This is a genomic window from Streptococcus halichoeri (assembly GCF_019774635.1).
GTDB classification, from domain to species: Bacteria; Bacillota; Bacilli; order Lactobacillales; family Streptococcaceae; genus Streptococcus; species Streptococcus halichoeri.
Map to the genome: position 1 here is coordinate 75,692 of NZ_CP081502.1, position 26,034 is coordinate 101,725.

The following is a 26,034-nucleotide window of genomic DNA, read 5'->3' on the forward strand; positions in this document are numbered from 1 at the left end:
GTTATTCGTTATAGACATAGACCCATGAGGTCAACATCTATCAATTCTCCATCCTTAGTTTTTATGGCCCGCTTTCGGGTCCCCTCAAATACAAAGCCACAGTGTCTATAAAGCTGTATGGCTCTGTGGTTCCTGCTTTGCACTGCTAATTCAATTTTTGCCACACTAGGCGTCTCTTGGGCCCAAGTAAGGCCCAGCTTAATCAGTTCTCGGCCTAAGCCATAGCCCCAGTAGGTTTTTTTGATGGCAATAAATAGCTCAGCGATATGGCTTGTTGCCTCAAAGTCCGAGCTAACAAGATTCAATAAGCCGGCTATTTGCCCGTCCACACGTAAAATGAGACAGAGCTGATCAAGCGCGTGTAGGCTTTGCAGGAGATAATTCTCAAGTTCCCTGGCATCACCTGTCATCAAGCGCTCAACCTCACTCAAATAATCTGTTTCCAAAGCCATTTGCCTCAGGCAGGCTAACAGTTCTCTTGCATCCTGCGGTTGAGCTTCATCAATAGTAATGATCGCTTCAGGCATGCTTTATGTCCTCGCAAAGCTGCTGTGCTCGCGCGCCTTGCGCCTGCAGGATGAGTTCCCTTCCCTCTGGAACAATACGCAGCTCAATCGTGACAACATCACTGAACAAGGATTGATCAAGGAGCTCGCCCCATTCAATGACAGTAACACCATCTCCATAGAGGAAATCATCCAAATCAATCGAATCTGGATCATTACCAATTCGATAGACATCTAAATGAAACAAAGGCAGTCTTCCTTGGTATTCTCTAACAATCGTATAGGTCGGACTCTTAATCATTTGCTCAATAGCAAGGCCCTTTGCCAGACCCTTGGTAAAGGTTGTCTTGCCCGCTCCTAGATCACCAGATAAGATAAGCACATCACCAGCTTTGAGTAGACGCCCTAATTTAGCACCTAGTGCTATCAATTCACTTTCGTTGTGTGTGTAAAACATATAGTCATTATATCAAATTTATTGTGGTCTTCCAATAGTTTCCTAACAGAGCCCACCAAGTGAAGGATTTTGAACACCCAAAAGGAGCAGGAAAGCACCTTTGAAAGCCGGTTTTTTAAAGTCTTTCAAGCTTAATGAGAATTGATGCACAGCTAAATTTTCTAAAAATATCATTTCTATACGAAACAATCCCAATAGAAACAAATGATCAGGCCAGTAAAAAAGGAAACCAGACTCCAAAGCTGATTCCCATGGTGTGAGGATTCTACCTATAAAATAGCTAAGCACAGAAAATTCAATAAAAACAGAGCATCTAATATCCATAAGACCAGGTGAATTTCTCTTGCCTGTCCTTTAATCACCTTGACCAAAGTATAAGTGAGAAAGCCTGCAGCAATCCCATATGTGATACTATATGTAAATGCCATAAAAAGGGATGTAAAGAAAGCAGGAATGGCCTCAACAATATTATCCCAGTGAATGGATTTAAGGTGCGAGAGCATCATAATCCCCACAACAATCAAAACGGGTGCCGTAGCTTGGGCAGGAACAATCGAAACAAGAGGGCTAAAGAAGCTTGAAAGAGCAAATAATCCAGCTACTACCAAAGCAGTCAAGCCGGTTCTTCCACCCACACTAATCCCCGCTGCAGATTCAACATAGGTGGTCACATTGGAGGTTCCAAAAACGGCACCTAAAGTTGTCGCAACTAGATCAGAATAAAGGGCTTTGTCTAATTTTTGCGACTGCTGTTTGTCAGTTGTATTAGCTATAATGCCTACTTTTTGGCCTGTCCCAATCAAGGTGCCAATCGTATCAAAAATATCTGTCAACGAAAAGGCCAAAATAGCCATCAAGACACCTGGAATTCGCGATGGAACTGAAAACAAGGACAGCAAGCCCTCTTTTCCTAGAGCTACACCAAATACTTGCTTTAACTCAGCAAAAGAAGCTGATAAATTGGTAGCTTGCCAGTTAACCTGATCCAGCCTAACCACACCCAGCAAAATACCTACTAAGGTTGTCAAAAAAATAGAGATAATAACCCCACCGCGAGTACCTTTGACTGTAAAGAAAATAGTAAGAATTAAACCAATCAAGGATAACAGAACTGCCGGATTATCAAAAGCAACTAAGCCAGGTGTAGCAGCCGAATTTGCGGTAATGGCCGCTAGGCCCTTTGCCGCACCCTTGCCCGCTACGCTATAGGTCCCTGGATCAATGGAAAACTTCAAAAAGCCGGCATTTTTAATGCCAACATAGGCTAAAAAGGCACCAATCCCTGCAGAAATGGCTGCTTTCAGCACTGCTGGAATAGACTCAATAATCAGCTTGCGGACCTTTGTCAAGGTAATGATCAAAGAAATCAAACCACAGATAAATACCATCGCTAAAGCTTGTTGCCAGGTATACCCTAAGGCAAAAACCACAGTGTAGGTGAAAAAAGCATTCAAACCCATTCCTGGCGCCTGAGCATATGGGAGATTAGCATAAAAGGCCATCACCAGGGTACCAATAACCGCCCCAATAATGGTGGCTAAAAAAACGCCCTGGGTCGGCATACCAGTTTGAGACAAGATGGCCGGATTAACAAATAATATATAGGACATGGCAAAAAAGGTTGTCAGCCCTGCCGTCACTTCCGTACGCACATCTGTCCCATGTTCACTAAGTTTAAAAAACGTTTCCATCACTGTGGAATCTCCTTATCTTTTATTAGCACATCTATTAGCACATCTATTAGCACATCTATTAGCACATCTATTAGCACATCAAAGTCAATCACAAGAGCGCAACCCTTGCTTAGTTTGTCTAGTAAATGAGCTTTTTACGAACATTAATTATATTTTAACAGTTTATCGTTCATAAATCAATCCTAAAAAGAGAAGCAGAGCTTTTTTTCAGAGATAAGGTTTTCTTTTATCATTCTTTGCTCTCCTTTCGCGACTTTTTTGGTATAATCAATCTATGACCAAAAAAATTATTGCACTTGATTTAGACGGAACCCTGTTACGAAACGATAGCACCTTATCACATTACACAATCCAAACCATTAAACAAGTTCAGGCCAAAGGCCACCTCGTAGTCATCTCTACCGGGAGACCTTATCGAATGGCTTTAGATTATTATTTGCAACTGGAACTCAAAACACCAATGATTTCCTTTAACGGAGCCTTGACCCATCTACCGGAACAAAAATGGGCCTTTGAGCACAATGTTACCCTTGATAAAGCTTACCTCTTAAAACTCTTACAGCATCAAGATGATTTTCAGTTGGATTTTATTGCCAGTGAGTACCGTAAAAATTTCTATATCACCATGACTAACCGCCAAAAAATTGACCCCCAATTATTTGGCGTTGATGCTATTACTGATCAGATGGCCCTGGTCCGCTCTAAAATCACACGAAACCCCAACGCCCTCTTGCTGCAAACCTATCACGAAGATAAGTATGCTCTTGTCAAAAGCATGCGTGCTTTTTTCAAGGAAGAAATCGAAATTGATTCGTGGGGTGGCCCCCTCAATATTCTTGAAGTTTCTTCGAAAAATATCAATAAAGCCTACGCACTCAATTACTTATTAACCATCTTTAAAAGAGATAAACGTGACTTAATAGCCTTTGGTGATGAGCATAACGATACCGAAATGCTGGCCTTTGCTGGAACAGGTTACGCCATGAAAAATGCTAGCCCTGTACTTTTGCCCTACGCAGATCACCAACTAGACACCAGCAACGAAGAAGACGGCGTAGCTAAAAAACTTGAGGAACTTTTTTTATAAGTTAAAACGAAAGCAAATTTTCTGAAAGCTGCTTTCTTTTTTTGCACTTTTACGGCCAAATCGCTGCCGCATTTTCAATAATTGTAATAGTTTTTCAGGGAATTTTCTCTACCAAAAGCACAAAAGAAGGAGACAGGCCACTTCTGTCTGATGCCTATTTATAGCCATTTCTTTCAGCTATATGAAAGATTTTTCATATTCATTATTATTTTTACGAAAGGTATTGCTTTTTTAGTGAAAACGTTTTACAATAGAGACGTTCTTGAATTTCGTTTTATTGAAAAAGAATTGCCAAATAAATCGTATTTGGAAAGGAGATTATTCTTCTTCAATTAAGCGAAAAAAATAATTAAGGAGGAAGAACAAGAATGGGTATCGGTATTATTATTGCCAGCCATGGTAAATTTGCTGAAGGTATTCATCAGTCTGGTTCTATGATTTTTGGCGACCAAGAAAAAGTTCAAGTTGTAACTTTTATGCCAAATGAAGGACCAGATGACTTATATGGACACTTCAACAATGCTATTGCACAATTTGATGCTGATGATGAAGTCCTCGTATTAGCTGATTTGTGGAGTGGATCTCCATTTAACCAAGCTAGTCGCGTGATGGGAGAAAATCCTGAACGTAAAATGGCAATCATCACAGGTCTTAACTTGCCAATGCTGATTCAAGCCTACACAGAGCGCATGATGAACGCAAGTGCTGGCGTTGAAAAAGTAGCCGCAAATATCATTAAAGAAGCTAAAGAAGGGGTAAAAGCTCTCCCTGAGACACTCAATCCTCTTGTCGAAGCTGAAAAAGCCGCAGCTGACGTCCCTGCAGAAGCTAGCCGTGGAGGCTCTATCCCTGAGGGAACTGTCATTGGCGATGGAAAATTAAAAATCAATCTGGCTCGTATCGACACGCGTCTCTTACATGGACAGGTTGCAACATCATGGACACCAGCTTCCAAGGCTAACCGCATCATCGTTGCCTCTGACGAGGTCGCAAAAGATGACTTACGCAAACAATTAATTAAACAAGCAGCACCAGGTGGCGTCAAAGCAAACGTTGTTCCAATTAGCAAACTCATTGAAGTTTCAAAAGATCCACGTTTTGGTAATACCCGTGCACTCATCTTATTTGAAACTGTCCAAGATGCGCTTCGTGCTATTGAAGGTGGAGTTGACATCAAAGAATTAAACGTTGGTTCAATGGCTCACTCAACAGGGAAAACGATGGTTAATAACGTTTTATCAATGGATAAAGACGATGTTGCAGCCTTTGAAAGATTGCAAGAACTCGGCGTGTCATTTGATGTGCGTAAAGTACCAAACGACTCCAATAAGAATTTGTTTGAATTAATCAAAAAAGCTAACGTCCAATAAAAGACGCCATTTTCCATTAAATCCATTTTTTGTCCCATCTTCTGGCGACACGTGCATTTCAATAGAAAACTGGCTGTCTTGCTATGTTTAAGCAAAGGCTTGATGGTTAGCATCACATCTGATAACCACAGTTTATTGCTACATACAAGGCAAAATGCGTCTTAACTCATCTTTTAGCAAAGCAAAAAATAAGAGCTAAGACGACATAAAACACTCAACAATAGAATAAGTTTACTTCTTATAACTGTTCACTAATGGTAGAAACGATTAGTTGACTAATGAAAGGATAACAAAATGGCAGATATTTCAATTATCTCTATGATTTTGGTCGTTATCGTAGCTTTCTTTGCAGGGCTCGAAGGTATCCTTGACCAATTTCAATTTCATCAACCACTTGTTGCTTGTACCTTAATCGGTCTTGTCACAGGTCACCTCGAAGCAGGTATCATGCTTGGTGGTACCCTACAAATGCTGGCTCTTGGTTGGGCTAACATCGGGGCAGCCGTTGCTCCCGATGCGGCACTTGCTTCTGTAGCTGCAGCCATCATCATGGTTAAAGGTGGCGACTTCACCCCTAAAGGTGTAACCTTTGCTTACTCAACAGCTATCCCACTTGCTGTAGCTGGTCTTTTCCTCACAATGATCGTGCGGACAGTATCAACAGCCCTCGTGCATGCCGGAGATAAGGCTGCTGCTGAAGGTAACTTCTCAGCAATTGAACGTTACCACTTTATCGCCCTTTTACTCCAAGGTCTACGGATTGCAGTTCCAGCAGCCTTGCTACTTGCTATTCCTTCTTCAGCCGTGCAAGGCATCTTAGAAAAAATGCCAGAATGGTTAAACGGCGGTATGCAAGTTGGTGGTGCCATGGTTGTTGCCGTTGGTTATGCGATGGTTATCAACATGATGGCAACCCGTGAAGTATGGCCATTCTTCGCACTTGGTTTTGCCCTAGCCGCTCTAAACAACTTAACACTTATTGCCATGGGTACTATCGGTGTAGCTATCGCCTTCATCTACATTAACCTTTCTAAAATGGGTGGTGGCAAAGGTGGATCAGGCTCTAGCTCAAATGATCCAATCGGCGACATCTTAGAAGACTACTAGAAAGGAGTACGCACATGACTGAACAAATTAAATTAACAAAATCCGATCGTCAAAAAGTTTGGTGGCGTTCACAATTCCTTCAAGGTTCTTGGAACTACGAACGTATGCAAAATATGGGTTGGGCCTACTCACTCATCCCTGCTCTAAAAAAACTATACACCACTAAAGAAGACCGCGCAGCTGCACTTGAGCGCCACATGGAATTCTTCAATACCCATCCATATGTAGCGGCTCCTATCATTGGGGTTACCCTTGCACTTGAAGAAGAAAAAGCTAACGGTACGCCTGTTGAAGACAAGGCTATCCAAGGGGTTAAAATCGGGATGATGGGACCTTTGGCCGGTATCGGTGACCCGGTATTCTGGTTTACCGTTCGTCCAATCCTAGGTGCCCTTGGGGCTTCCATTGCTTCATCTGGAAATATCATGGGACCACTCATCTTCTTCTTTGGTTGGAATATTATTCGGATGGCCTTCTTATGGTATACCCAAGAATTTGGTTACAAATCAGGAAAAGAAATCACCAAAGACATGTCTGGTGGTATCCTTCAAGACATTACCAAAGGTGCTTCCATCCTTGGTATGTTTATCCTAGCTGTGCTTGTTGAACGTTGGGTATCTATCAAATTTACAGTAGACCTCCCAGCAACTAAACTGGCTAAAGGTGCTTACATTGAATTCCCTAAAGGCGTTGTTAACGGCACCGAACTTCAAGGAATCCTCGGCAAAGCCCTCTCAGGCCTAAGCCTTACACCTGAAAAAGCCAATACACTTCAAGGTCAGTTAGACTCCCTCATCCCTGGATTGATGGGACTACTCCTTACCTTCTTATGTATGTGGTTATTAAAGAAAAAAGTATCACCAATCGCAATCATTATTGCTTTGTTTATTGTTGGTATTCTTGCTCGTCTTGCAGGTATCATGTAAGAGGACACAAAAAGGGTTTCCGTCAGGGAACTCTTTTATGTTATAATCATAAGGAAATAGACTAAAGGATCGAACACAATAACAATGGTACAATCATTAAACACAACTGTCGACTTACAAACCACTGCCACCTCTTATTTAGGAATGGGAGGTAAGGTTGGTAATATTTTAGTGGGTAATCAGGCTCTGGAATTTTACAATGACAAAAATGTCAATGACTACATCCAAATTCCCTGGTCTTCCATTCAGCAAATTGGAGCTAATGTCTCACGTAAAAAGGTCAGCCGCCACTTTGAAGTCTTTACTGACCAGGGGAAGTTCCTCTTTGCTTCCAAGGATTCGGGCAAAATCTTAAAAATTGCCCGCACCTATCTGGGCAATGATAAAGTCATCAAGCTACCAACCTTGCTCCAGATCCTGCTTGCCAAACTAAAAGGTCACTAAGCCAGCAAAACGAGCTAGATTTAGCATGGGATTGAAGAAAGTAGCCGATTTGGCCACTTTTTTCAATCTTTTTTTGCTTGACGCTGACAAACCGTGACCAACTGATAGACACTTACTAGACGATGCACTGTGGGCACCTGATGCTAAAAACTGCCCAGCTCAGCTGATTTTTTCTGAGAAAAGTCAAAAGCCCTCACCAATGAGGTGGGGCTCAGTGCTAGTGAGTGGCTTGGCGGTACAGTTTTTGTCCCGGTCCTTCTTGGGGGAAACAACTAGCCTAGATGCTCTCTTTAGTCAGTCATTATAGGGGAATTTTTTGTCGAACCACGCCAAAAATTGACGAAAATGCACTTGCTTGAAAATATATAGACGCAGGCGCTCCACTGTAAAAGCCAGCAGATAAATGGCGATAGCTGCTCCTAGTATCAGCAAAGGATAAAAGAAAATGGACTCTTGTACAAAGGAAGCAGCAAAATCCCGGACAAAATAACGGACGATGAGAGGGTGAAGATGGCAAAGATAGACACCCAAGGTGGTCGGTGCTAACACAACAATCATTTTATGGAACCAAGTGCCAGGTGTAATTTGGACCTTGGCAAATAAGATAAAAAAGCAAATGGCACCCAGCGTAAGGGTCGGTGACACATACCAGTACCAGATATTGCCAACCAAGAATTTCATGATATAGGTAGCTACTAATGATAAGAGATAAATGCTGATGAGGTAGCTGTTTTTAAAAAGGGATAAATCTAAGCGCCTCAGGTAGGCCCCTAAAATGTAGAGAATCATTAACCAAGTCATCTCAAATCCCTTACTTAAAGAGAATTCACTGACACGATTATTCATTAATGCTGGCAATAATGAAAATACACCAAACATCAAAATAACGAGGTGGTAAAGTTGACGATTGGTTAACGACTGGATGCCATTAGTGATGAGTGGCATAAAGATGAGCAACCCAAAATATGCTGTAATGTACCAATATTGTCCACTAACAATAGGCAAAAAGGCATTGCGCCAATCCATCAGACTAACCGGATAACCAAACAAAGCAAACAAGCTTGTGATGCTAAACGTATAAAAGAAAACCTGAGCCCAGATCGCTAAGAGTTTAGAATAGCGATAAATCGAATGAACTCCGACATAACCACTGATAAGCGCATAGCAATTCACCGCCCCATACACCAGGACCTGGATCATCCAAGTCACAATAAAATAAGCATCCGTCTGCCCTTGCACCGACGAGCGCAGCCCACCCTTGCCTAAAACATGGGTGATAACAATCATAAACATCGAAATAATCCTAAGAAGGTCAAGCCCAGTATTTCGTTGCGATTTTTGTTCACTAAGATAGTTTTTCATATTCCTATTCTAGCATAGGCCAAAGCAGATCCAAAACCTCAAGTATGCTAGACAAAAATGCTGCATGCAGTCTGAACTTACTGACAAAGCTCAGCATTTCCCAAAGGCACAACCCTAGCCCACAGCAAATTTTTATTTACATTTAAAACAAAATGGTCTATAATGGCACTAACGGATAAGTAATATGCTTGTTGCTTTCAGAGAGCCTGCGGTTGTTGTGAGCAGGTAGCAAAAGGATATGAAATTCTACCGTGTTTATTTTGTTATCCTAATTAAGTGCACAGATTGTGAAGCTGGATGGAACCGCGCCTAAGCGCTCCAGCATGACCAAGCTGTGCTTTTTCATTTAATATTTGAAAAGGAGTTAACGATGTTAGATTTAAAACGTATTCGAACTGATTTTGCCCAAATAGCTCAAAAATTAAAAGGTCGTGGTGTTTCAAAAGACACACTGACAACCTTAAAAGAACTTGATGAAAAGCGCCGGCAACTCTTAGTAACTTCTGAAGAATTAAAAGCAGAGCGAAATACCGCATCAACTGCTATCGCCCAAGCCAAACGGGACAAAGAGGATGCCTCACAGCAAATTGCTGAGATGCAAAAAGTGTCAGCTAAAATCAAGTCTATCGATGCCGAATTAGTAGCTATTGACGACCAAGTAACTGCCATCATTACCACCCTACCAAATCTTCCACATGATAGCGTACCGGTGGGAGCAGATGAAGATGACAATGTCGAAGTACGCCGCGTTGGCACGCCACCGACTTTTGATTTTGACGTCAAAGCCCACTGGGATCTTGGTGAATCGCTAGACATCCTGGACTGGGAACGCGGGGCAAAAGTTACTGGTTCACGTTTTCTTTTCTACAAGGGACTTGGTGCTCGCTTAGAGCGTGCTATCTATAACTTTATGCTTGATGAACATGCCAAAGAAGGCTACACCGAAGTTATCCCGCCTTACATGGTTAACCACGATTCGATGTTTGGTACAGGACAGTATCCAAAATTCAAAGAAGACACCTTTGAATTAGCTGATACAGACTTTGTCTTAATTCCCACAGCTGAAGTCCCCCTAACCAACTACTACCGCGGTGAAATCTTAGACGGTAAAAAACTACCGATTTACTTTACGGCTATGAGCCCTTCATTTCGTTCTGAAGCTGGTTCAGCCGGACGTGACACCCGCGGATTAATCCGCTTGCACCAATTCCACAAAGTCGAAATGGTCAAATTTGCCAAACCAGAAGAATCCTATGATGAATTGGAAAAAATGACGGCCAATGCTGAGAATATTCTTCAAAAATTAAAGCTCCCTTACCGTGTGATTACACTATGTACGGGAGACATGGGCTTTTCAGCAGCTAAAACTTATGACGTGGAAGTCTGGATTCCAGCTCAAAACACCTACCGTGAAATCTCTAGCTGTTCAAACTGCGAAGATTTCCAAGCACGGCGCGCACAAATCCGTTACCGCGATGAAGCCGATGGCAAGGTGCGACTCTTACATACCTTAAATGGCTCTGGGCTTGCTGTAGGGCGGACCGTCGCAGCCATTCTCGAAAATTATCAAAATGAAGATGGCTCTGTCACTATTCCAGAAGTTCTACGTCCTTACATGGGCGGTGTTGATGTGCTACGACCAAGCTAATTTCAAAAGAGGCTAGGAAATTAACTTCCTAGCCTTTTGCTGCTCTTAAGTGGATTAACAAATCAATCTTTTTTGGCTCTATCATTTCTGTAGTGGGTAAATCCACTCTGGAAATGATAGGCCTTTTTCATGCAGACAAAAAGTTCCATATGACTTATAATGAAAAGCGACAAAACAACTCATTCGAAAGCATAATATGGAACAACTCTGTCCTACTACAGAATTAATCGGAATTAAAGACAAAAATATAGCTTTAGACAACGTTTTTCAACATAAGACGCACATTGAACTCTATGCAAGGCTGGATTATGAGCCAAAAAAAGCAAGCCGCAAAAACTTACTATAAGCCAAAAACGAATGAAACGATGATAAACCTGTCTCAATCGTAAGCATTCGTTTTTTAGGTAATGTTAATCAGATGATTTGATTGATTCACTGCTGATTATATAGTAAGGGAGTGCTTGCACTGATGCCAGACATGAGCACATCACATTTCCAGCTTACTTCTTAAAATTTGCGGAAACGCTGGTAACGTTGCTCTATCAATTCTGAAATGCTTAGTTGAGACAACTTAGCCAACTCCTCAATAAGCTGGTCTTTGATAGCTTGGATAATTTCACTAGAGAAGTAGCCTCGTTCAGGAATAATCCGGTCAATCACAGTCAGCTCTTTTAGCTCCTTGGAGGTCATTTTCATCAATTCTGCTGCTTGCGTTGCGCGCGAGCCATCCTTCCATAAAATGGAGGCAAAACCCTCTGGACTTAATACAGAATAAATGGCATTTTCAAGCATCCAGACTTGGTCGGCTAGAGCTAAGGCTAGCGCTCCACCAGAGCCCCCTTCACCAATAATGATGGCAATAATGGGGACTTTTAAATCACTCATTTCAAACAGATTTTGCGCAATAGCTTGGCCTTGACCCCGCTCTTCAGCCCCTATGCCAGGATAGGCTCCCGCTGTATTGATAAAGGTGATAATGGGACGGTTAAATTTTTCTGCCTGCTTCATTAGGCGCAAAGCCTTACGATAGCCTTCCGGGTGCGGTTGACCAAAATTTCGAAGCAGATTGTCCTGGAGATTCTTTCCTTTTTGGATACCAATCACAGTAACCGGCTGACCAGCTAGATAGCCGACACCTCCTATCACTGCACCATCATCACCAAAGTGGCGGTCGCCATGTAATTCCATAAACTTATCAAGAATCAGCTCCGCGTATTCTAAAGCCGTGGTCCGGCCCTGATCACGGGCTTCCTTGAGAATTCTTGACACGTCAGTCATTTCGTGCACCTCCATGCAAAGCAACTAAATAGGCAATGGTTGTGGGCAATTCTGTCCGCTTCACAATAGCATCAACAAAACCGTGGTGGAGCAAAAACTCTGAACGCTGAAAATCTTCTGGCAGATCTTCACGCACTGTCGTTTCAATCACCCGACGTCCAGCAAAGCCAACTAAGGATTGCGGCTCTGCTAAGATAATATCGCCTTGCATGGCAAAGCTAGCCGTTACACCACCAGTAGTTGGATCCGTTAAGACCGTCAAATAAAACAAACCAGCATTAGAATGGCGCTTGACAGCAGCCGATACTTTGGCCATTTGCATCAAGCTCATAATACCTTCTTGCATCCGGGCACCGCCTGAGGCGGTGAAAATAACCACAGGTAACTGTTCGTTGAGTGCCTGTTCAAAAAGCAGCGTGAGCTTTTCTCCCACGACCGTCCCCATACTGGCCATGATAAAATGTGAATCCATAACCGCAAGGGCTACGCGCTGTCCCTGAATGCGGGCCAAGCCGGTCAAAACCGCTTCATGCAAGCCTGTTCTTGCTTGCGTTTTTACCAATTTCTCCGCATAATCTGGAAATTGTAAGGGATCTTGATTCGGTAGATCCTGATAGAGTTCTTCAAACGTATCGGGATCAATCGTAATGGCTAAGCGTTCGTGCGCTGAAATCCGGAAATTATAGCCACATTTGGGACAAATCTTGGCAAGACCAAGGTCTTTTTGGTAAATCATATGGCGGCAAGCAGGGCACTTAGCAAATAATTCATCGGGAACTTCTGGAACAGTATCACTCAAAGGACCCTTCTTAGAGTGGTGCGGAGTGATGCGGATATATTTATCTTTGTTACTAAATAAAGCCATGTCGCCTCCTAGTCATTGGTATATTCAGGTAAAAATATCTCCATCAAAAAGGAGGTGTCATAGTCCCCTGCAATCACCTGCTTATTAGAGATTAAGTCCATCTGGAATTCTGTATTCGTCGCAAGACCACCAATCTCAAGCTCATAGAGGGCCCTTTGCATCTTCATCAAAGCATCAAAACGATTCTCCCCATGGACAATAATCTTAGCAATCATACTATCATAATAAGGAGGGATCGTATAACCTGGGTATACAGCTGAATCAACCCGTAAACCAAGGCCGCCACCTGGCAAGTATAGCTCATCAATCTTACCTGGACTTGGAGCAAAATCTAATTTAGGATTTTCGGCGTTAATCCGACACTCAATCGCGTGCCCACAGATGGTAATATCAGCTTGTTGGTATTCCAGGGGAAGACCGGCTGCAATGGTGATTTGTTCTTTAACAATATCAATCCCTGTCACAAATTCGGTGACGGGATGCTCTACCTGGATGCGCGTATTCATTTCCATAAAATAGAATTGCCCGCTTTCAACGTCTAGTAGAAATTCAATCGTTCCTGCATTTTCATAGCCAACAGACTGGGCTGCTCTAACCGCCGCGTCGCCAATTTTTTTGCGCAAGCTTGGGCCAATAGCAATAGATGGACTCTCTTCTAAGACCTTTTGGTTATGCCGCTGCAATGAGCAATCCCTTTCGCCCAAATGAATAATATGGCCATTATGGTCTCCTAAGATTTGCACTTCGATATGGCGCGCTGGGTAGATGACTTTTTCAATGTACATAGCACCATCGCCAAAGGCACTCTGGGCTTCTTGTGAGGCCGAAAGAAAAGCCTCCTCAAGATCTAATGGAGACCTGACTTTGCGAATGCCTTTTCCACCGCCACCTGCTGCTGCTTTGAGCATGACGGGATAGCCAATCTGATCAGCTACCGCCTTGGCTTCTTGTGGGCTGGCTAGGGCACCATCTGAGCCAGGAATAACTGGCACACCGGCCTTGCGCATCGTGGCCCGCGCATTGATTTTATCCCCCATTTGGTGCATTACCTTAGCAGAAGGACCGATGAACTTAATCTTCATCTCCTCGCACATGGTGGCAAACTTAGCGTTTTCACTTAAAAAGCCAAAGCCTGGGTGAATCGCTTGCGCACCAGTGACCAGGGCAGCTGAGAGGATGGCATTCATATTCAGATAAGAATCTGTAGCCCGGGCTGGGCCGACACAAATGGCCTCATCAGCTAATACCGTATGTAAGGCATCTTTATCTGCCTCAGAATAGACTGCTACAGTAGCAATGCCTAGTTCTCGTGCAGCTCGGATAATGCGAACGGCAATCTCTCCTCGATTGGCAATTAATATTTTTTGAAACATTTCTTAAACCTCCACAGAAGTTTCCTAAATCAAGGCTGAGATCAGTTAGCAAGGGCAAAGGTCAAGATGCCGCTGGCAGCTAATTGACCATCAACTTCTGCCTTGGCCGAAACCACAGCCATCCGACCACGTCGTTTAAGGAAGGTCACCGTCATCACTAATTGATCCCCTGGTCGCACTTGCTTTTTAAAGCGCACCTTATCCATGCCAGCATAAAAAACAAGCTTGCCTTGGTTTTCTGGCTTGGAGAGCTCCAAAACACCCGCCGTCTGGGCTAAAGCTTCCATAATAAGGACACCTGGCATCACAGGATAGCCAGGAAAATGTCCTTGGAAAAAGGGTTCATTAATGGTGACATTTTTTAAGGCAACAATGTGTTGATCTGTTTGTTCTAAAACACGATCAACAAGCAACATGGGATAGCGATGAGGCAAGGCCTCTTGAATTTTTTCATTATCTATCATCAATTCGCACCAAACCTTGTCCAAACTCAACAACATCCTCGTTATTGACGAGGATTTCTGTAATCACACCATCTGTTGGTGACGGAATTTCATTCATGACCTTCATGGCTTCAATAATCAGAAGGGTTTGTCCTTTGGTTACATGATCACCAATAGCCACAAAGTTAGCCTTATCTGGGCCAGGTGAGCGATAAGCAACCCCAACCAGAGGGCTTTCCACCACTTGACCAGCTTGTGGCTGATTTGCTTGGGATTGACTACCCTCTTTGGTTGCTACTTGCTCCTCTTGTGGTGGCCTATTGTCTTGAGTATCTAATTGAGGCTTAGCTACAAGAGAATGATGATCATTTTTACTAAAGTTAATTTCTTGATCCTGTGTTTTAAAGGAAAATTCTCTTAGACTTGAGGCATCAAATTCGCGCATCAAGTCTTTTAGTTCTGCTAACTCCAAATTAAGTCTCCCAATCTTCAAATTCCAAAATGGTTCCCCGAAAGAGGTGTTCGTCTTGTGTCAGATGATTTACTTGTGACATTTGCTCGTCATTTTGATTGACAGTAATCCTTAACTGCTCTTCTACTGGATGATTCTTTTTAAAAATAAGATCAATTTTTTCAGTCTTTAGTGAAAACTCATGTACACCTAAAGTTTCTAAATAGGAAACCAAATCTTTAATTTCTTCAAAAGTCACACTTAGTCCTCCCAGCGCTTAAATGCTAAAACAGCATTGTGGCCGCCAAAGCCAAAGGTATTGGATAAGGCATAAGGAATATCAGTTTCTAGTCCTTGGCCATAAATAACATTCGCTTTAATATCCTCTGACAAGGCCTGGGTGCCCGCCGTCATCGGGACATAATTGTGACGCATAGCTTCAATAGTAGCAATCGCCTCAATCGCACCCGTTGCCCCCAAGGCATGGCCGTGGTAGGACTTGGTTGAAGATACCGGCACCTCTTGGCCTAATACAGCAACAATCGCGCTGCTTTCTCCCGTTTCATTGGCCTGAGTCGAGGTTCCATGTGCATTGACATAGCCAACTTGCTCAGGGCTAATTCCAGCTTCCTCAATAGCTTGTTTGATAGCCTTTTGAGCGCCCAAACCAGCTGGGTGGGGTGAGGTCATGTGATAGGCATCACAGCTGCGACCATAACCGACAATCTCCGCATAGATGGTTGCCCCTCTCTTTTGGGCATGTTCTAAGCTCTCTAAAAGCAACATACCAGAGCCTTCACCCATGATAAAGCCATTACACTCCTTATCAAAAGGAATTGAGCTTCTCTTTGGATCAACTGTGGTAGAAAGGGCTGTCAAGCTTTGGAAACCAGCAATCGCAAAAGGCGTAATCGAAGCTTCCGATCCACCGACTAGCATCATATCTTGCTGGCCAAATTTGATATGATGAAAGGCTTCGCCAATAGCATCATTAGAAGAAGCACATGCCGTATTGACGGACTTACTAATGCCTTGGGCTTGCATCTTCATTGCAACATTCCCAGCAGCCATATTTGGCAAGGCCTTAGGCAAGGTCATCGGTTTAACACGTTTTGGTCCTTTAGTATTTAATCTTAGGACCTGCTCTTCGATTTCTTCGATGCCTCCAATCCCAGAAGCGACAATCACACCAAAGCGATCTTTGTTAACCTCATCAAGTGACAGCTTAGCCATTGCGACTGCTTCATTAGCGGCATACATAGCATAGAGCGAATAGTCGTCATAGCGATTAGTGTCTTTTTTGATAAAGTAACGATCAAAGGGGAAATCTTTGATTTCAGCGGCATTTTTAACGTCAAATTCACTGGCATCAAACTTGGTAATAGGACCAATACCTATTTTACCATTTTTTAGGCTGGACCATAAGGTTTCAGGTGTATTTCCAATTGAAGAAGTTACCCCATAGCCTGTAACTACTACACGATTCAATGTCATCATTTTACCTCTCTTAATACATGGTCATGCCACCGTCAATAGCCAGCACTTGACCTGTGATATATGTTTGAGCTGCTAAGTAGGTTACTAAATCAGCAACTTCGCAAGCTTGACCAATCCGCTTCATTGGAATTTGGCTTAAAATAGCTTCTTGTGTTTTTTCTGATAGCACACCGGTCATATCTGAAGCAATAAAACCTGGTGCAAGGGCATTGACAGTGATGCCACGGCCAGCAACTTCACGTGCAACAGATTTGGTAAAGCCAATCAAGCCCGCCTTAGAAGCGGCATAGTTAGCCTGACCGACATTTCCCATAAGGCCAACGACACTGGATATGTTGATAATAGCACCTTGGCGTCCTTTTGTCATCGGTTTCAAGACGGATTGTGTCATGTTAAAAGCACCCGTCAGGTTGACACGCAAGACTTGCTCAAAATCCTCTTGGGTCATTCTAAGCATGAGCTTATCATTGGTAATGCCCGCATTGTTGACTAATACATCAATAGACCCCAATTGATCAATGGCTTCTTTGATCATTCTTTGTGCGTCTTTTTCTTGCGACACATCACCGCTAATAGCAATCACTTTATTTTCTGGACCTGCCACTGAGGCGATCAGTTCTTCTGAAATAGCAGAGCGGGCATTTAAAACAACATTTGCCCCTTTTTGCGAAAAAGCTTGCGCAATTGCTAAACCAATGCCGCGGCTAGATCCTGTAATAAAGACATTTTTTCCAGTTAATTCCATATTATCCTTTCTTTCCAGTCAGGTAATGACGTAAAGACGCCACATCCTCAATACTATAACAAGGTAAATCCTTATCGATTTTTTTAATGAAACCACTTAGTACTTTTCCGGTACCAAGCTCAAGCACTTCATCAACACCATAGTTTTTTAGACTAGCAATACTGTCATAAAATCGCACCGGCTCCATCACTTGACGCGCGAGCAATTCCTTAATCCGACCGTGCTCCATAATCTGGGCTTCTGTATTTCCCACTAACGGGCAAGAAAAGGGGGCAAAGTGAAGCTTTTCCAACTCCCCTGCTAACCGCCGACTCGCCTCACTCAGAAGTGAGGTATGAAAAGGCCCTGAAACATTAAGTGGGATGAGCCGCTTAACTCCCTTGGCCTTGAGCAGTTCAACCGCCTGATTGACAGCCTTAGTCTCACCACCAATCACAATCTGTTGCGGAGTATTGTAGTTGGCTGGCGACACCACACCATAGTCACTGGCTGCTTGACAGGTCTCTTCGATGACTTGAGCGGGCGTATTGAGCACCGCCACCATCTTACCAGAACCCGCAGGCGCCGCCTCTTCCATAAACTGCCCTCGCTTAGCCACTAGCAGCAAAGCATCCTTAAAGCCAATAGCACCCGCAGCCACAAGGGCGGAATACTCACCCAGCGAAAGACCCATCACAATATCTGGCTCAACTCCCTGCTGCGCGAGCAATCGGCTAATCGCTACCGAGGTCGTTAAGATAGCTGGTTGCGTGTAGCGGGTCTGATTAAGTTTGTCTTGCTCCTGGTCAATCAAGGCCCGTAGATCATAGCCCAACAACTGACTAGCCTGATCAAAGGTCTCACGCACAAGCGGATAGGCGTCATAAATATCACGGGCCATCCCTAGTTTTTGGGCACCTTGACCAGAAAATACAAATGCGATTTTTGCCATTTTAAAACCTCACTCCTACATATCTTGAGTCAGCCAGCGCTCAGCTTGCTGACAAATAGTAGCTTTTGCCTCAGCAATAATCTCTTCAATAATTACCTGACAGCTGGCTTCTTGGGTAATCAGACCAGCAATTTGTCCGGCCATTAAGGAGCCCTGCTGCACATCACCATCAACCACCGCAGCCCGTAAGGCCCCCGCGCCCATAGCTTCAATATCTTGAGCAGATTGGTTGCCTTTTAAATACTCTTTTTCAGATTTGGCATAAGCTGTCGTTAGTTTATTTTTTAAAGAGCGAACAGGATGCCCAACAATCTGAGCTGATACGACTGAGTCAATATCCTTAGCCTGGAGAATTTTCTGCTTAAACCGAGGATGAGCGTTGGATTCTGTGGCCACGACAAAGCGTGTCCCTAGCTGGACAGCCTCTGCTCCTAACATAAATGCCGCAGCGGCGCCAGCTCCATCTGCAATACCTCCAGCAGCAATAACTGGTACAGAAACGGCCTGGACCACTTGGCGTACAAGTGTCATGGTTGTCAATTTACCAATGTGGCCGCCTGCTTCCATCCCTTCTGCAATGACCGCATCAACGCCTAATTTTTCCATACGTTTGGCTAGAGCCACACTTGGTACAACTGGAATGACAACGATACCAGCTTGGTGGAAACGCTCCAAATATTTGCCAGGATTTCCTGCTCCAGTGGTCACCACTTTGACCCCTTCTTCAATCACAAGGTCAACAATGTCATCAACAAAAGGAGACAGTAGCATAATATTAACCCCAAAAGGCCGATCAGTAATTGCCTTGACGCGTTGAATATTAGCTCTTACAATTTCTTTTGGCGCATTACCGCCACCAATAATCCCAAGTCCCCCAGCATTTGAGACCGCTCCTGCCAAGTCACCATCTGCTACCCAAGCCATTCCTCCTTGAAAGATGGGATACTCAATACCCAGTAATTGCGTTATGCGTGTTTTCATTTTTACCTTCTATAATTTAGCAATAAGACTAATTTAATTTGATAATCAAACTAATTTAGCAAGAAAGAAGAGTGAGATCCTCAAGGTCTGGTCATCTCACTCTCTCTTTAAGATTGACTTATTTTCTCGTTTATAAATGTGATTACTTGTTTTTTTCTTCAACGTAAGCCACAAGGTCGCCTACCGTATTCAAGCCTTCTTCTGACTCGATCTGGATGTCAAAAGCATCTTCGATTTCAGAGATGACTTGGAAAACGTCTAAAGAATCGGCATCAAGGTCATCAAAAGTCGTTTCCATTTTGATTTCTTCTGGTTCTTTTCCTAATTCTTCAACGATGATTTCTTGTACCTTCTCAAATACTGCCATTTTATTTCTCCTTAAAAAATGTAACGTAATAGTTTTATCACTGTGTCTGGTACACAAGCTAACTAAATTTTAACAATTAGTGTTCCCCATGTCAAACCTCCACCAAACCCAGAAAGCAAAACAAGCTTGCTGCCATCTAAGGTCAAGCGGCCCTGCTCAAAAGCTTCCGACATCAGAATCGGAATGCTGGCAGCGCTAGTGTTGCCATAATGCATCATGTTTTCTAAAAATTTGGCACGAGGTAGGTCCATTTTGCGCGCCATTTTATCCAAAATGCGCTGGTTAGCCTGATGTAATAATAAATAGTCCAGTTGGTTTTTATCAAGCCCCGACTGCTCGATAAGTTGGACAATGCTTGTTGCAACATCGCGGACGGCAAAGTCAAAGATCGCTCGTCCCTCCATCTGGATAGCTGTCTTTTTTGCCTGGCCTTGTGAATAAGGTGACGCTAGCGGGCTTGCGCCCGAGGTCAAGGTGTGGCCTCTTGAGCCATCAGTATGTAAGGATTCCGCCAAAAAGTGCGGGCGCATCGTTTGCTCGATCAGCACACCACCTGCTCCGTCACCAAACAAGACAGCTGTTGAGCGATCCGTCCAGTCCAACATCTTTGAGGTGACCTCAGCACCAATAACCAGACCTTTTTGGTAAGCACCTGATCGAATCAGCTTATCAGCCGTGGCTAAGGCAAAAACAAAGCCACTGCAGGCAGCTGTCATATCAAAGGCAAAAGCCTTGCTAGCACCAATCCCAGCTTGGACTTTGGCTGCCGTTGATGGCATGCTGGCATCTGGGGACATTGTGGCGATAATGATAAAATCAATCGCCTCTGGGGCGAGCTGTGCTTGTTGTAAAAGTTTCTCAGCAACAGCAATGGCTAAGTCGCTGGTGTTTTCTGTTTGGGTTATACGACGCTCCTCAATGCCGGTCCTTGACCGTATCCAGTCGTCTGTTGTGTCCATGATCTTAGCCAAATCATGGTTGGTCACCACTTGGTTGGGAACATAGTGTGCCACAGCTCCAATCCTTGAATAAGGCATTAGACAAGATCCTCCAAAAATTGATATAGGTTTTTTAAGCCTCTTTCCATAGCTTTAGTAGCATCGTCGTCCATTTCGGCGACAATTCGCGAAAACATATTTTTATGGAATTTAGCGTGCAAGCGATCCAGCAGTCGTCCTTTTTTGGTTAAATGCAAATAAACGACTCGCCGGTCCTCACTTGAGCGGGTTCGCTCAATATAACCTTTTTTCTCTAATTTGTTAAGGCTTGTTGTTACTGTACCTAGGGTCACCATTAACTCCCTAGCAATATCACTAGGCGTCACCTTGGGATATTTGCCAATAATCTCAATGGTATGCATTTCTTTAATCGAAATATCCTTGAATTGACTGGTCTTAAGACTCATTTCCTCAATCACTAGGATGCGGTTAAAGATGGCAACCAGATATTCATTAATTTGCTGATACTCCACTTTAACACCTCCTAACAATAAGCTTTGATAGTCGAATTGTATCAAAGGTCAAACTATATTGCAAGATAAAAACTCAAAGGAGGCTGGTAAAGCGGGGGCGTCTGCGTTCGGTAAAAGCCTGTACCCCTTCACGAAAGTCCGGCTGAAAGGCTAAGCTTGTTTGCTGCTGCAATTCTTCTTTGCCATAAGCTTCCCAGTGTGTAAATAGGCTTTGCCAGATGAGTTGCTTAATCGCGCGATAAGAGTGACTAGAGCCGCGGCGGAGCTTTTTCAAAAGCCGATCTAAGGCACGGTCCATGTCTGCTGGGGGAAATGTCTGATAGACAAAGCCCAGTTCCTTGGCCTGCTCGGCCGTCACAGCGTCGCCGGTCATGGCCAATTGCAGCGCTTTATTTAAGCCGACAGCGCGTGCTAAGAGAAAGAGCCCACCGGCATCTGGGGCCAAGCCCACATTGACAAAGGCCTGGATAAAGCGGCTGCCCTCTGCAGCTAAGCAAAAGTCAGCGGCAAGTGCCAGATTAAAGGCTGCGCCGGCTACGGCACCATGGGTGCAAACGATAACTGGCAACGGCAAGTGCTTAATGGCAAAACTCATCTCTTGGACCAGCTCAGCAATTGTTACCAAGGAGGAAATATCATCTTGGTCTATTGCCTCTTGCATAGTGGCTAAATCACCACCAATGGAAAAAAGCTTGCCTTTAGCCCGAATCACGAGAAAGCGGCAGTTAGCCGTCTCTTTGACTGTCTCTAGGGCTGCTAGAAAGGCTTGGCACATCGGTACATTAAAGCCATTGGAGCGCTCGGGCTGGTTTAAGGTTAGGGTCGCCACATCCTCTTGGAAAGCCAGTGTGATGTAATCATTAGTCATTGTTTGTCCTTTGTCTAAATCCCATACCTCTCTATATTATTTTATCGTCAAATAATTTGATAATCAAATTATCCGTTATTATTTTAACGCAGTTTACCAGACAATGCAAGTTTTTCTACAATTTTTTCTTAAAAAAATCATTATAAAGCGACAATATTTAAAAAACATTAGAAAATGATGCCTACCTAGCAGCAACAGCTCGTTTAATAACAGCTATCAGTGTTAGTGTCGCAAGCAACCACCCAGAATTAACTGAGCGGTTGCTTTTTTATTAGAAATTATCTCATGATTGCGTGGGGGCGCCAATAGGGGGATGCGGTGTTAAGAGAAATTCAATTTGGTATTAATGTTGATAAAACGTGCTCTACATTGCTTAAATTTAAACTACCTAGTCATTTTGTTAATGATACACCTTTTATTTTCATTAGTTGATACCAAAGAATGCTCTAATTTCATCTGGGTCATTAACATATTTAACGTCTGAGAGGTCAACCGTCTTGGGGGTTACGTCTCCTCTCGCGCTTAGTTATAAGTTATAAGTCACCCACTACAGTTGACAATGAGCCAGATTTTTATGCCGCTACTTTTTTCGCTACTTTTTTGATGATGTGAAGTCTTAGGATGACTTCTCATAACCTGCCAGATAAGCCTTGACAACTTTCTACCGGAGTTTGACTTGCTAAGGGTTTTTGGTATCTAAGACAATGGTCACTGGACCGTCATTGACAAGACTAACCTGCATATCAGCGCCAAAGACACCGGTCGCTACCGGGCAGTAGTGGCTTAGGGCCTGGTTCAAGTCCTCATAGTACCTGCGCGCAAGCTCGGGTCTTGCACCGCCATTGAAGGCTGGCCGGTTGCCCTTTTTGGTGTCAGCAAACAGGGTGAATTGCGAGACCGACAAAATAGCACCGCCAACGTCTTGCAGGGAGAGGTTCATTTTTCCTGCCTGGTCGGCAAAGATCCGCAGCTGGACAATCTTGCGGACAGCGTAAGCCAGATCGGCTGCTGTATCTGCTGGATCGACACCGACTAGTAGGAGTAAGCCCTTATCAATAGCGCCAGCGATTTTTCCGTCAATGGTAACACTGGCCTGGCTGACGCGTTGGATGATGATTTTCATGGTTAACCTCCTCGTCTAGCCGTTGGTGCGCTTAACGTTATAAACGTCGGGTACGGCTTTGATTTTTTCGACGACGGTAGTGAGATGAGCTAGGTTGGGAATGCCAAAGCTGACGTGGATATTCGCAAACTTCATGTCTTTGGATGGCTGGGCATTAAGGGTCGAGATGCTCTTGGTTGAATTAGAGAGGATCTGCAAGACATCATTGAGAAGGCCACTGCGATTTAGACCATAAATGTCAATCTCAGCTTGGTATTCCTGGCTAGAATGGGCCATGTCCCATTCGACGTCAATCAAGCGCTGCTCATAGCCTTCTTGCGACTTGATATTATGGCAGTCAGCACGGTGGATGGCAATGCCACGACCCTTGGTAATATAGCCTTCAATCGGGTCACCAGGCACTGGATTACAGCACTTGGCAATCCGCATCAGTAAGCCAGTCGCCCCCTGGATGATGACGCCATTTTCGCTACGGACCTTAAGCACATCGCGATTATGCTGGACAACACCCCCGCCATTGACTAATTCCTCGGCCTCAGCCTTTGCCTTTGCCCGCTCTTCTTCGCGGCGTTCTTTTTCGGTTAATTTATTAAAGACCGCAATCGCACTAATGTCACCAAAACCAACGGCAGCATAGAGGGCCTCTTCGCTTTTGACACTGAGCCTTGGTAGGACTTCTTCGATCCTTTTCTTATCTAAGTATTTATTAGGAATATAGCCCTGCTCTTGAAAATAGCTGACCAAGAGCTCGCGCCCTTTATTGATGGACAATTCCTTGTCCTGATTTTTAAAGAACTGTCGAATGCGATTGCGGGCCTTGTTGGTCCGAACCAGCTTAATCCAGTCCCGACTAGGGCCAAAGGAGTTGTGGTTGGTCACAATCTCAACCACATCGCCGGTCTTTAGCTTAGCTGTGAGCGGCACCATCCGGCCATTAACCTTGGCGCCCACAGCTTTTTCGCCCACCTGGGTGTGGATGGCATAGGCAAAATCAATCGGGCCTGAGTCTTTGGGCAATTCCTGAACAGCGCCTGTAGGTGTAAAGACATAGATGCGTTCAGAGAAGATTTCCTCCTTGACCGCATCCACAAAGTTTTTAGCATTGCCATTGGAGGCATCCTGCAGCTCGACTAGTTCATTGATCCAGTTCATGCCGACCTTTTGGTCAAGCGGGCTAACCTTGCCCTTCATGCCTTTTTTGTAGGCCCAGTGGGCTGCTACCCCGTATTCAGCCACGCGGTGCATTTCCTGCGTTCTGATCTGGATCTCAATAGGACCTGTGGGCCCATAGACTGTGGTGTGGATGGACTGATAGCCATTGGCTTTTGGAGCAGCAATGTAGTCTTTAAAGCGGCCAGGCATGGGCCGCCACAATTCGTGGATGTAGCCAACCATGGCATAGACATCGCTTTGCGTTTCCATAACACAACGAATGGCAATCAAGTCAAAGATTTGGTCAAAACGCTTCTTCTTGTCACGCATCTTGCGGTAGATGGAGTAGATGTGCTTAGGCCGGCCATAAACTTCCCCATAAAGCCCTTGTTCATTGGTATAGGCGATGATCTTTGCGACAATCTCATCTACCAGGGCTTCACGCTCGCGGCGTTTTTCCCGCATCATATGGGAAATCTTGTAAAATTCGGTCTCGTTGAGGTAACGAAAGGCCAAGTCTTCTAGCTCCCACTTAATGCGACTAATCCCCAAGCGATGGGCCAAAGGAGCATAAATCTCCATGGTCTCACGTGAAATGCGCTCTTTTTTATCCTTGCGCAGATGCTTAAGCGTGCGCATATTATGCAAGCGATCAGCAAGTTTAACCAAGATTACCCGGATGTCCTTAGACATGGCCATGAGCATCTTGCGGTGATTCTCAGCTAGCTGTTCTTCATGTGATTTATACTCAACCTTACCAAGCTTGGTAACCCCATCTACAATATCACGCACATCTTTGCCAAAGTCGGTCTCAATATTATCTAAGGTAATGTCGGTGTCTTCGACCACATCATGCAAAAAGCCACAGACAACAGTGACAGCATCCAGCTGCAAGCCAGCCAAAATACCGGCAACCTGGATGGGGTGGATGATATAGGGCTCACCGGATTGACGGACTTGGTAATAATGGGCAGCCGTCGCGTAGTTTAAGGCAAACTGAACCAAGGCCACATCGCTTTCGCTCATGTACTTGGCCGTCATCGCAATGACGTCTTCACCTGTTAAGTTAATCTCTTTAACCATGTTTTCCTCATTAAAAATACTTTCTCCTATTTTAACACTTTCACTGCAAAAGCAAAAGGACATTTCTTTTATGTGGGGTTCCTCCCCTACGGGGCCTGTTTTGTTTCATCGCAAAGCTAGCTCTAAGGCCCAGCTCACATCCTCAGGGCCCTAGAGCTATGAGATACAGCCTAGCTCAGCCTTGTTAAGCCCTATATATTGTGCTAAACTGTAAGTTAACAACAAGATATAGTAATAGGAGGCCACATGTCAAGAGTAACGATTGTATTTATTAGCCTCAGTGGCAACACGCTGAGTTTTGTTAACCGGCTAACAGATTATCTCAAGCAAACATATGGCGTTGAGACCAGGGCCATCAATATTAAAACCTTAAATCACCAGACTTTCAAGGTGACCGAGCCCTTTGTAGCGATTTTGCCCACCTATCTCGAAGGCGGCAACGGCCTAGATTCTGGCGATGTGGAAATTCTGACAACGCCGCTTGGCGACTTCATCGCAGCCCACGACAATGCCAAGCGGTGTTTTGGCATTATCGGTTCAGGCAATCGCAATTTCAACCACCAATATTGCTTAACAGCCAAGCAATACCATCAACGCTTTGGATTTCCTATGCTTGGGGATTTTGAGATGCGGGGAACCTCAGCTGATATTGAGCGTTTAGCAGCGGTGATATTGGCAGAGCAAGACCGATTCATCAGCGCCCACAGTTAGCCCTAGTCACTCTAAGAACTTGCTGGCCTAGGGTCAGTGAGGGTTTAGTTCTACTATTAACCATGCTATAATGATAAGGAAAACTTTTGTGTAG

General features: G+C 44.1%; 27 protein-coding genes and 1 pseudogene. 8 read left to right on the forward strand and 20 right to left on the reverse strand.

Annotation, left to right across the window (positions count from 1 at the left end):
- Positions 1 to 8: 8 nt before the first annotated feature.
- The 3 genes from K5J94_RS00415 to K5J94_RS00425 form a co-directional block, all read right to left on the reverse strand.
- Positions 9 to 527 (reverse strand): GNAT family N-acetyltransferase, encoded by a 519-nt coding sequence (locus K5J94_RS00415; RefSeq protein ID WP_159564536.1) that lies wholly within the window; start codon positions 525 to 527, stop codon positions 9 to 11.
- Positions 520 to 963: a tRNA (adenosine(37)-N6)-threonylcarbamoyltransferase complex ATPase subunit type 1 TsaE gene (gene tsaE, locus K5J94_RS00420; protein WP_221913114.1), complete on the reverse strand. Its 444-nt coding sequence runs from the start codon at positions 961 to 963 to the stop codon at positions 520 to 522. The genes K5J94_RS00415 and tsaE overlap by 8 nt, the downstream gene beginning before the upstream one ends.
- Positions 964 to 1,232: 269 nt before the next feature.
- Positions 1,233 to 2,654, reverse strand: a complete 1,422-nt coding sequence (locus K5J94_RS00425) for an NCS2 family permease (protein ID WP_159560865.1) — start codon at positions 2,652 to 2,654, stop codon at positions 1,233 to 1,235.
- 277 nt (positions 2,655 to 2,931) lie between these two features.
- On the opposite strand from K5J94_RS00425, the gene K5J94_RS00430 reads away from it, so the two are divergent.
- The 5 genes from K5J94_RS00430 to K5J94_RS00450 all read left to right on the forward strand — a co-directional run bounded on the left by K5J94_RS00430 (position 2,932) and on the right by K5J94_RS00450 (position 7,591).
- On the forward strand, positions 2,932 to 3,744 hold the full coding sequence (locus K5J94_RS00430) for an HAD family hydrolase (protein WP_159544390.1): 813 nt from the start codon (positions 2,932 to 2,934) through the stop codon (positions 3,742 to 3,744).
- A gap of 368 nt (positions 3,745 to 4,112) precedes the next feature.
- Positions 4,113 to 5,114 (forward strand): PTS sugar transporter subunit IIB, encoded by a 1,002-nt coding sequence (locus K5J94_RS00435; protein WP_221913117.1) that lies wholly within the window; start codon positions 4,113 to 4,115, stop codon positions 5,112 to 5,114.
- Between the two features lie 294 nt (positions 5,115 to 5,408).
- On the forward strand, positions 5,409 to 6,221 hold the full coding sequence (locus K5J94_RS00440) for a PTS mannose/fructose/sorbose transporter subunit IIC (RefSeq protein ID WP_159564530.1): 813 nt from the start codon (positions 5,409 to 5,411) through the stop codon (positions 6,219 to 6,221).
- A gap of 14 nt (positions 6,222 to 6,235) precedes the next feature.
- Positions 6,236 to 7,147, forward strand: a complete 912-nt coding sequence (locus K5J94_RS00445) for a PTS system mannose/fructose/sorbose family transporter subunit IID (protein WP_159544396.1) — start codon at positions 6,236 to 6,238, stop codon at positions 7,145 to 7,147.
- 84 nt (positions 7,148 to 7,231) lie between these two features.
- The gene (locus tag K5J94_RS00450; RefSeq protein ID WP_159544398.1) at positions 7,232 to 7,591 is read left to right on the forward strand and encodes a DUF956 family protein; all 360 of its coding nucleotides are present in this window, start codon (positions 7,232 to 7,234) and stop codon (positions 7,589 to 7,591) included.
- Between the two features lie 294 nt (positions 7,592 to 7,885).
- On the opposite strand, the gene K5J94_RS00455 is transcribed toward K5J94_RS00450, so the two are convergent.
- Positions 7,886 to 8,953 (reverse strand): acyltransferase, encoded by a 1,068-nt coding sequence (locus K5J94_RS00455; RefSeq protein ID WP_221913119.1) that lies wholly within the window; start codon positions 8,951 to 8,953, stop codon positions 7,886 to 7,888.
- Positions 8,954 to 9,323: 370 nt separating this feature from the next.
- Between K5J94_RS00455 and serS the strand changes: the two genes are divergently transcribed.
- Complete coding sequence (gene serS, locus K5J94_RS00460; RefSeq protein WP_221913121.1) at positions 9,324 to 10,601, forward strand: serine--tRNA ligase; 1,278 nt, start codon at positions 9,324 to 9,326, stop codon at positions 10,599 to 10,601.
- A gap of 196 nt (positions 10,602 to 10,797) precedes the next feature.
- A pseudogene (locus K5J94_RS09650) lies at positions 10,798 to 10,923 on the forward strand (ISL3 family transposase); the annotation flags it as partial.
- Between the two features lie 185 nt (positions 10,924 to 11,108).
- Here the strand turns inward: K5J94_RS09650 and K5J94_RS00465 are convergent.
- The 16 genes from K5J94_RS00465 to K5J94_RS00540 form a co-directional block, all read right to left on the reverse strand.
- On the reverse strand, positions 11,109 to 11,879 hold the full coding sequence (locus K5J94_RS00465) for an acetyl-CoA carboxylase carboxyl transferase subunit alpha (RefSeq protein ID WP_221913124.1): 771 nt from the start codon (positions 11,877 to 11,879) through the stop codon (positions 11,109 to 11,111).
- Positions 11,872 to 12,744, reverse strand: coding sequence for an acetyl-CoA carboxylase, carboxyltransferase subunit beta (gene accD, locus K5J94_RS00470; protein WP_159544408.1), 873 nt, complete (start codon positions 12,742 to 12,744; stop codon positions 11,872 to 11,874). The genes K5J94_RS00465 and accD overlap by 8 nt, the downstream gene beginning before the upstream one ends.
- A gap of 8 nt (positions 12,745 to 12,752) precedes the next feature.
- Positions 12,753 to 14,117 (reverse strand): acetyl-CoA carboxylase biotin carboxylase subunit, encoded by a 1,365-nt coding sequence (gene accC / locus K5J94_RS00475; protein WP_221913126.1) that lies wholly within the window; start codon positions 14,115 to 14,117, stop codon positions 12,753 to 12,755.
- Between the two features lie 41 nt (positions 14,118 to 14,158).
- Positions 14,159 to 14,581 (reverse strand): 3-hydroxyacyl-ACP dehydratase FabZ, encoded by a 423-nt coding sequence (gene fabZ / locus K5J94_RS00480; protein WP_159549944.1) that lies wholly within the window; start codon positions 14,579 to 14,581, stop codon positions 14,159 to 14,161.
- Complete coding sequence (locus tag K5J94_RS00485) at positions 14,571 to 15,005, reverse strand: acetyl-CoA carboxylase biotin carboxyl carrier protein (RefSeq protein WP_408022837.1); 435 nt, start codon at positions 15,003 to 15,005, stop codon at positions 14,571 to 14,573. Before K5J94_RS00485 ends, fabZ begins: the two co-directional genes overlap by 11 nt.
- A gap of 28 nt (positions 15,006 to 15,033) precedes the next feature.
- Positions 15,034 to 15,270, reverse strand: a complete 237-nt coding sequence (locus K5J94_RS00490; protein WP_159564522.1) for a hypothetical protein — start codon at positions 15,268 to 15,270, stop codon at positions 15,034 to 15,036.
- A gap of 2 nt (positions 15,271 to 15,272) precedes the next feature.
- Positions 15,273 to 16,505, reverse strand: coding sequence for a beta-ketoacyl-ACP synthase II (gene fabF / locus K5J94_RS00495; RefSeq protein ID WP_221913715.1), 1,233 nt, complete (start codon positions 16,503 to 16,505; stop codon positions 15,273 to 15,275).
- A gap of 13 nt (positions 16,506 to 16,518) precedes the next feature.
- On the reverse strand, positions 16,519 to 17,253 hold the full coding sequence (gene fabG, locus K5J94_RS00500; protein ID WP_159564520.1) for a 3-oxoacyl-[acyl-carrier-protein] reductase: 735 nt from the start codon (positions 17,251 to 17,253) through the stop codon (positions 16,519 to 16,521).
- A 1-nt stretch (position 17,254) separates the two neighbouring features.
- On the reverse strand, positions 17,255 to 18,184 hold the full coding sequence (fabD, locus tag K5J94_RS00505; protein WP_159564518.1) for an ACP S-malonyltransferase: 930 nt from the start codon (positions 18,182 to 18,184) through the stop codon (positions 17,255 to 17,257).
- Between the two features lie 15 nt (positions 18,185 to 18,199).
- Positions 18,200 to 19,165, reverse strand: a complete 966-nt coding sequence (gene fabK, locus K5J94_RS00510) for an enoyl-[acyl-carrier-protein] reductase FabK (protein WP_221913128.1) — start codon at positions 19,163 to 19,165, stop codon at positions 18,200 to 18,202.
- Between the two features lie 142 nt (positions 19,166 to 19,307).
- Positions 19,308 to 19,532: an acyl carrier protein gene (locus K5J94_RS00515; RefSeq protein WP_159544425.1), complete on the reverse strand. Its 225-nt coding sequence runs from the start codon at positions 19,530 to 19,532 to the stop codon at positions 19,308 to 19,310.
- A 62-nt stretch (positions 19,533 to 19,594) separates the two neighbouring features.
- Positions 19,595 to 20,569 (reverse strand): beta-ketoacyl-ACP synthase III, encoded by a 975-nt coding sequence (locus K5J94_RS00520; RefSeq protein ID WP_159544427.1) that lies wholly within the window; start codon positions 20,567 to 20,569, stop codon positions 19,595 to 19,597.
- Complete coding sequence (gene fabT / locus K5J94_RS00525; protein ID WP_159544429.1) at positions 20,569 to 21,003, reverse strand: fatty acid biosynthesis transcriptional regulator FabT; 435 nt, start codon at positions 21,001 to 21,003, stop codon at positions 20,569 to 20,571. Before fabT ends, K5J94_RS00520 begins: the two co-directional genes overlap by 1 nt.
- A 73-nt stretch (positions 21,004 to 21,076) precedes the next feature.
- The gene (gene fabM, locus K5J94_RS00530; protein ID WP_221913130.1) at positions 21,077 to 21,871 is read right to left on the reverse strand and encodes a trans-2-decenoyl-ACP isomerase; all 795 of its coding nucleotides are present in this window, start codon (positions 21,869 to 21,871) and stop codon (positions 21,077 to 21,079) included.
- Between the two features lie 679 nt (positions 21,872 to 22,550).
- Positions 22,551 to 22,994, reverse strand: a complete 444-nt coding sequence (dtd, locus tag K5J94_RS00535) for a D-aminoacyl-tRNA deacylase (protein WP_159583387.1) — start codon at positions 22,992 to 22,994, stop codon at positions 22,551 to 22,553.
- 15 nt (positions 22,995 to 23,009) lie between these two features.
- The gene (locus K5J94_RS00540) at positions 23,010 to 25,229 is read right to left on the reverse strand and encodes a RelA/SpoT family protein (protein ID WP_159564510.1); all 2,220 of its coding nucleotides are present in this window, start codon (positions 25,227 to 25,229) and stop codon (positions 23,010 to 23,012) included.
- A 246-nt stretch (positions 25,230 to 25,475) separates the two neighbouring features.
- Between K5J94_RS00540 and nrdI the strand changes: the two genes are divergently transcribed.
- Positions 25,476 to 25,940 carry a class Ib ribonucleoside-diphosphate reductase assembly flavoprotein NrdI gene (gene nrdI, locus K5J94_RS00545; protein WP_159544439.1) on the forward strand — a complete coding sequence of 155 codons (465 nt, stop codon included), beginning with the start codon at positions 25,476 to 25,478 and terminating at the stop codon, positions 25,938 to 25,940.
- Positions 25,941 to 26,034 lie beyond the last annotated feature (94 nt).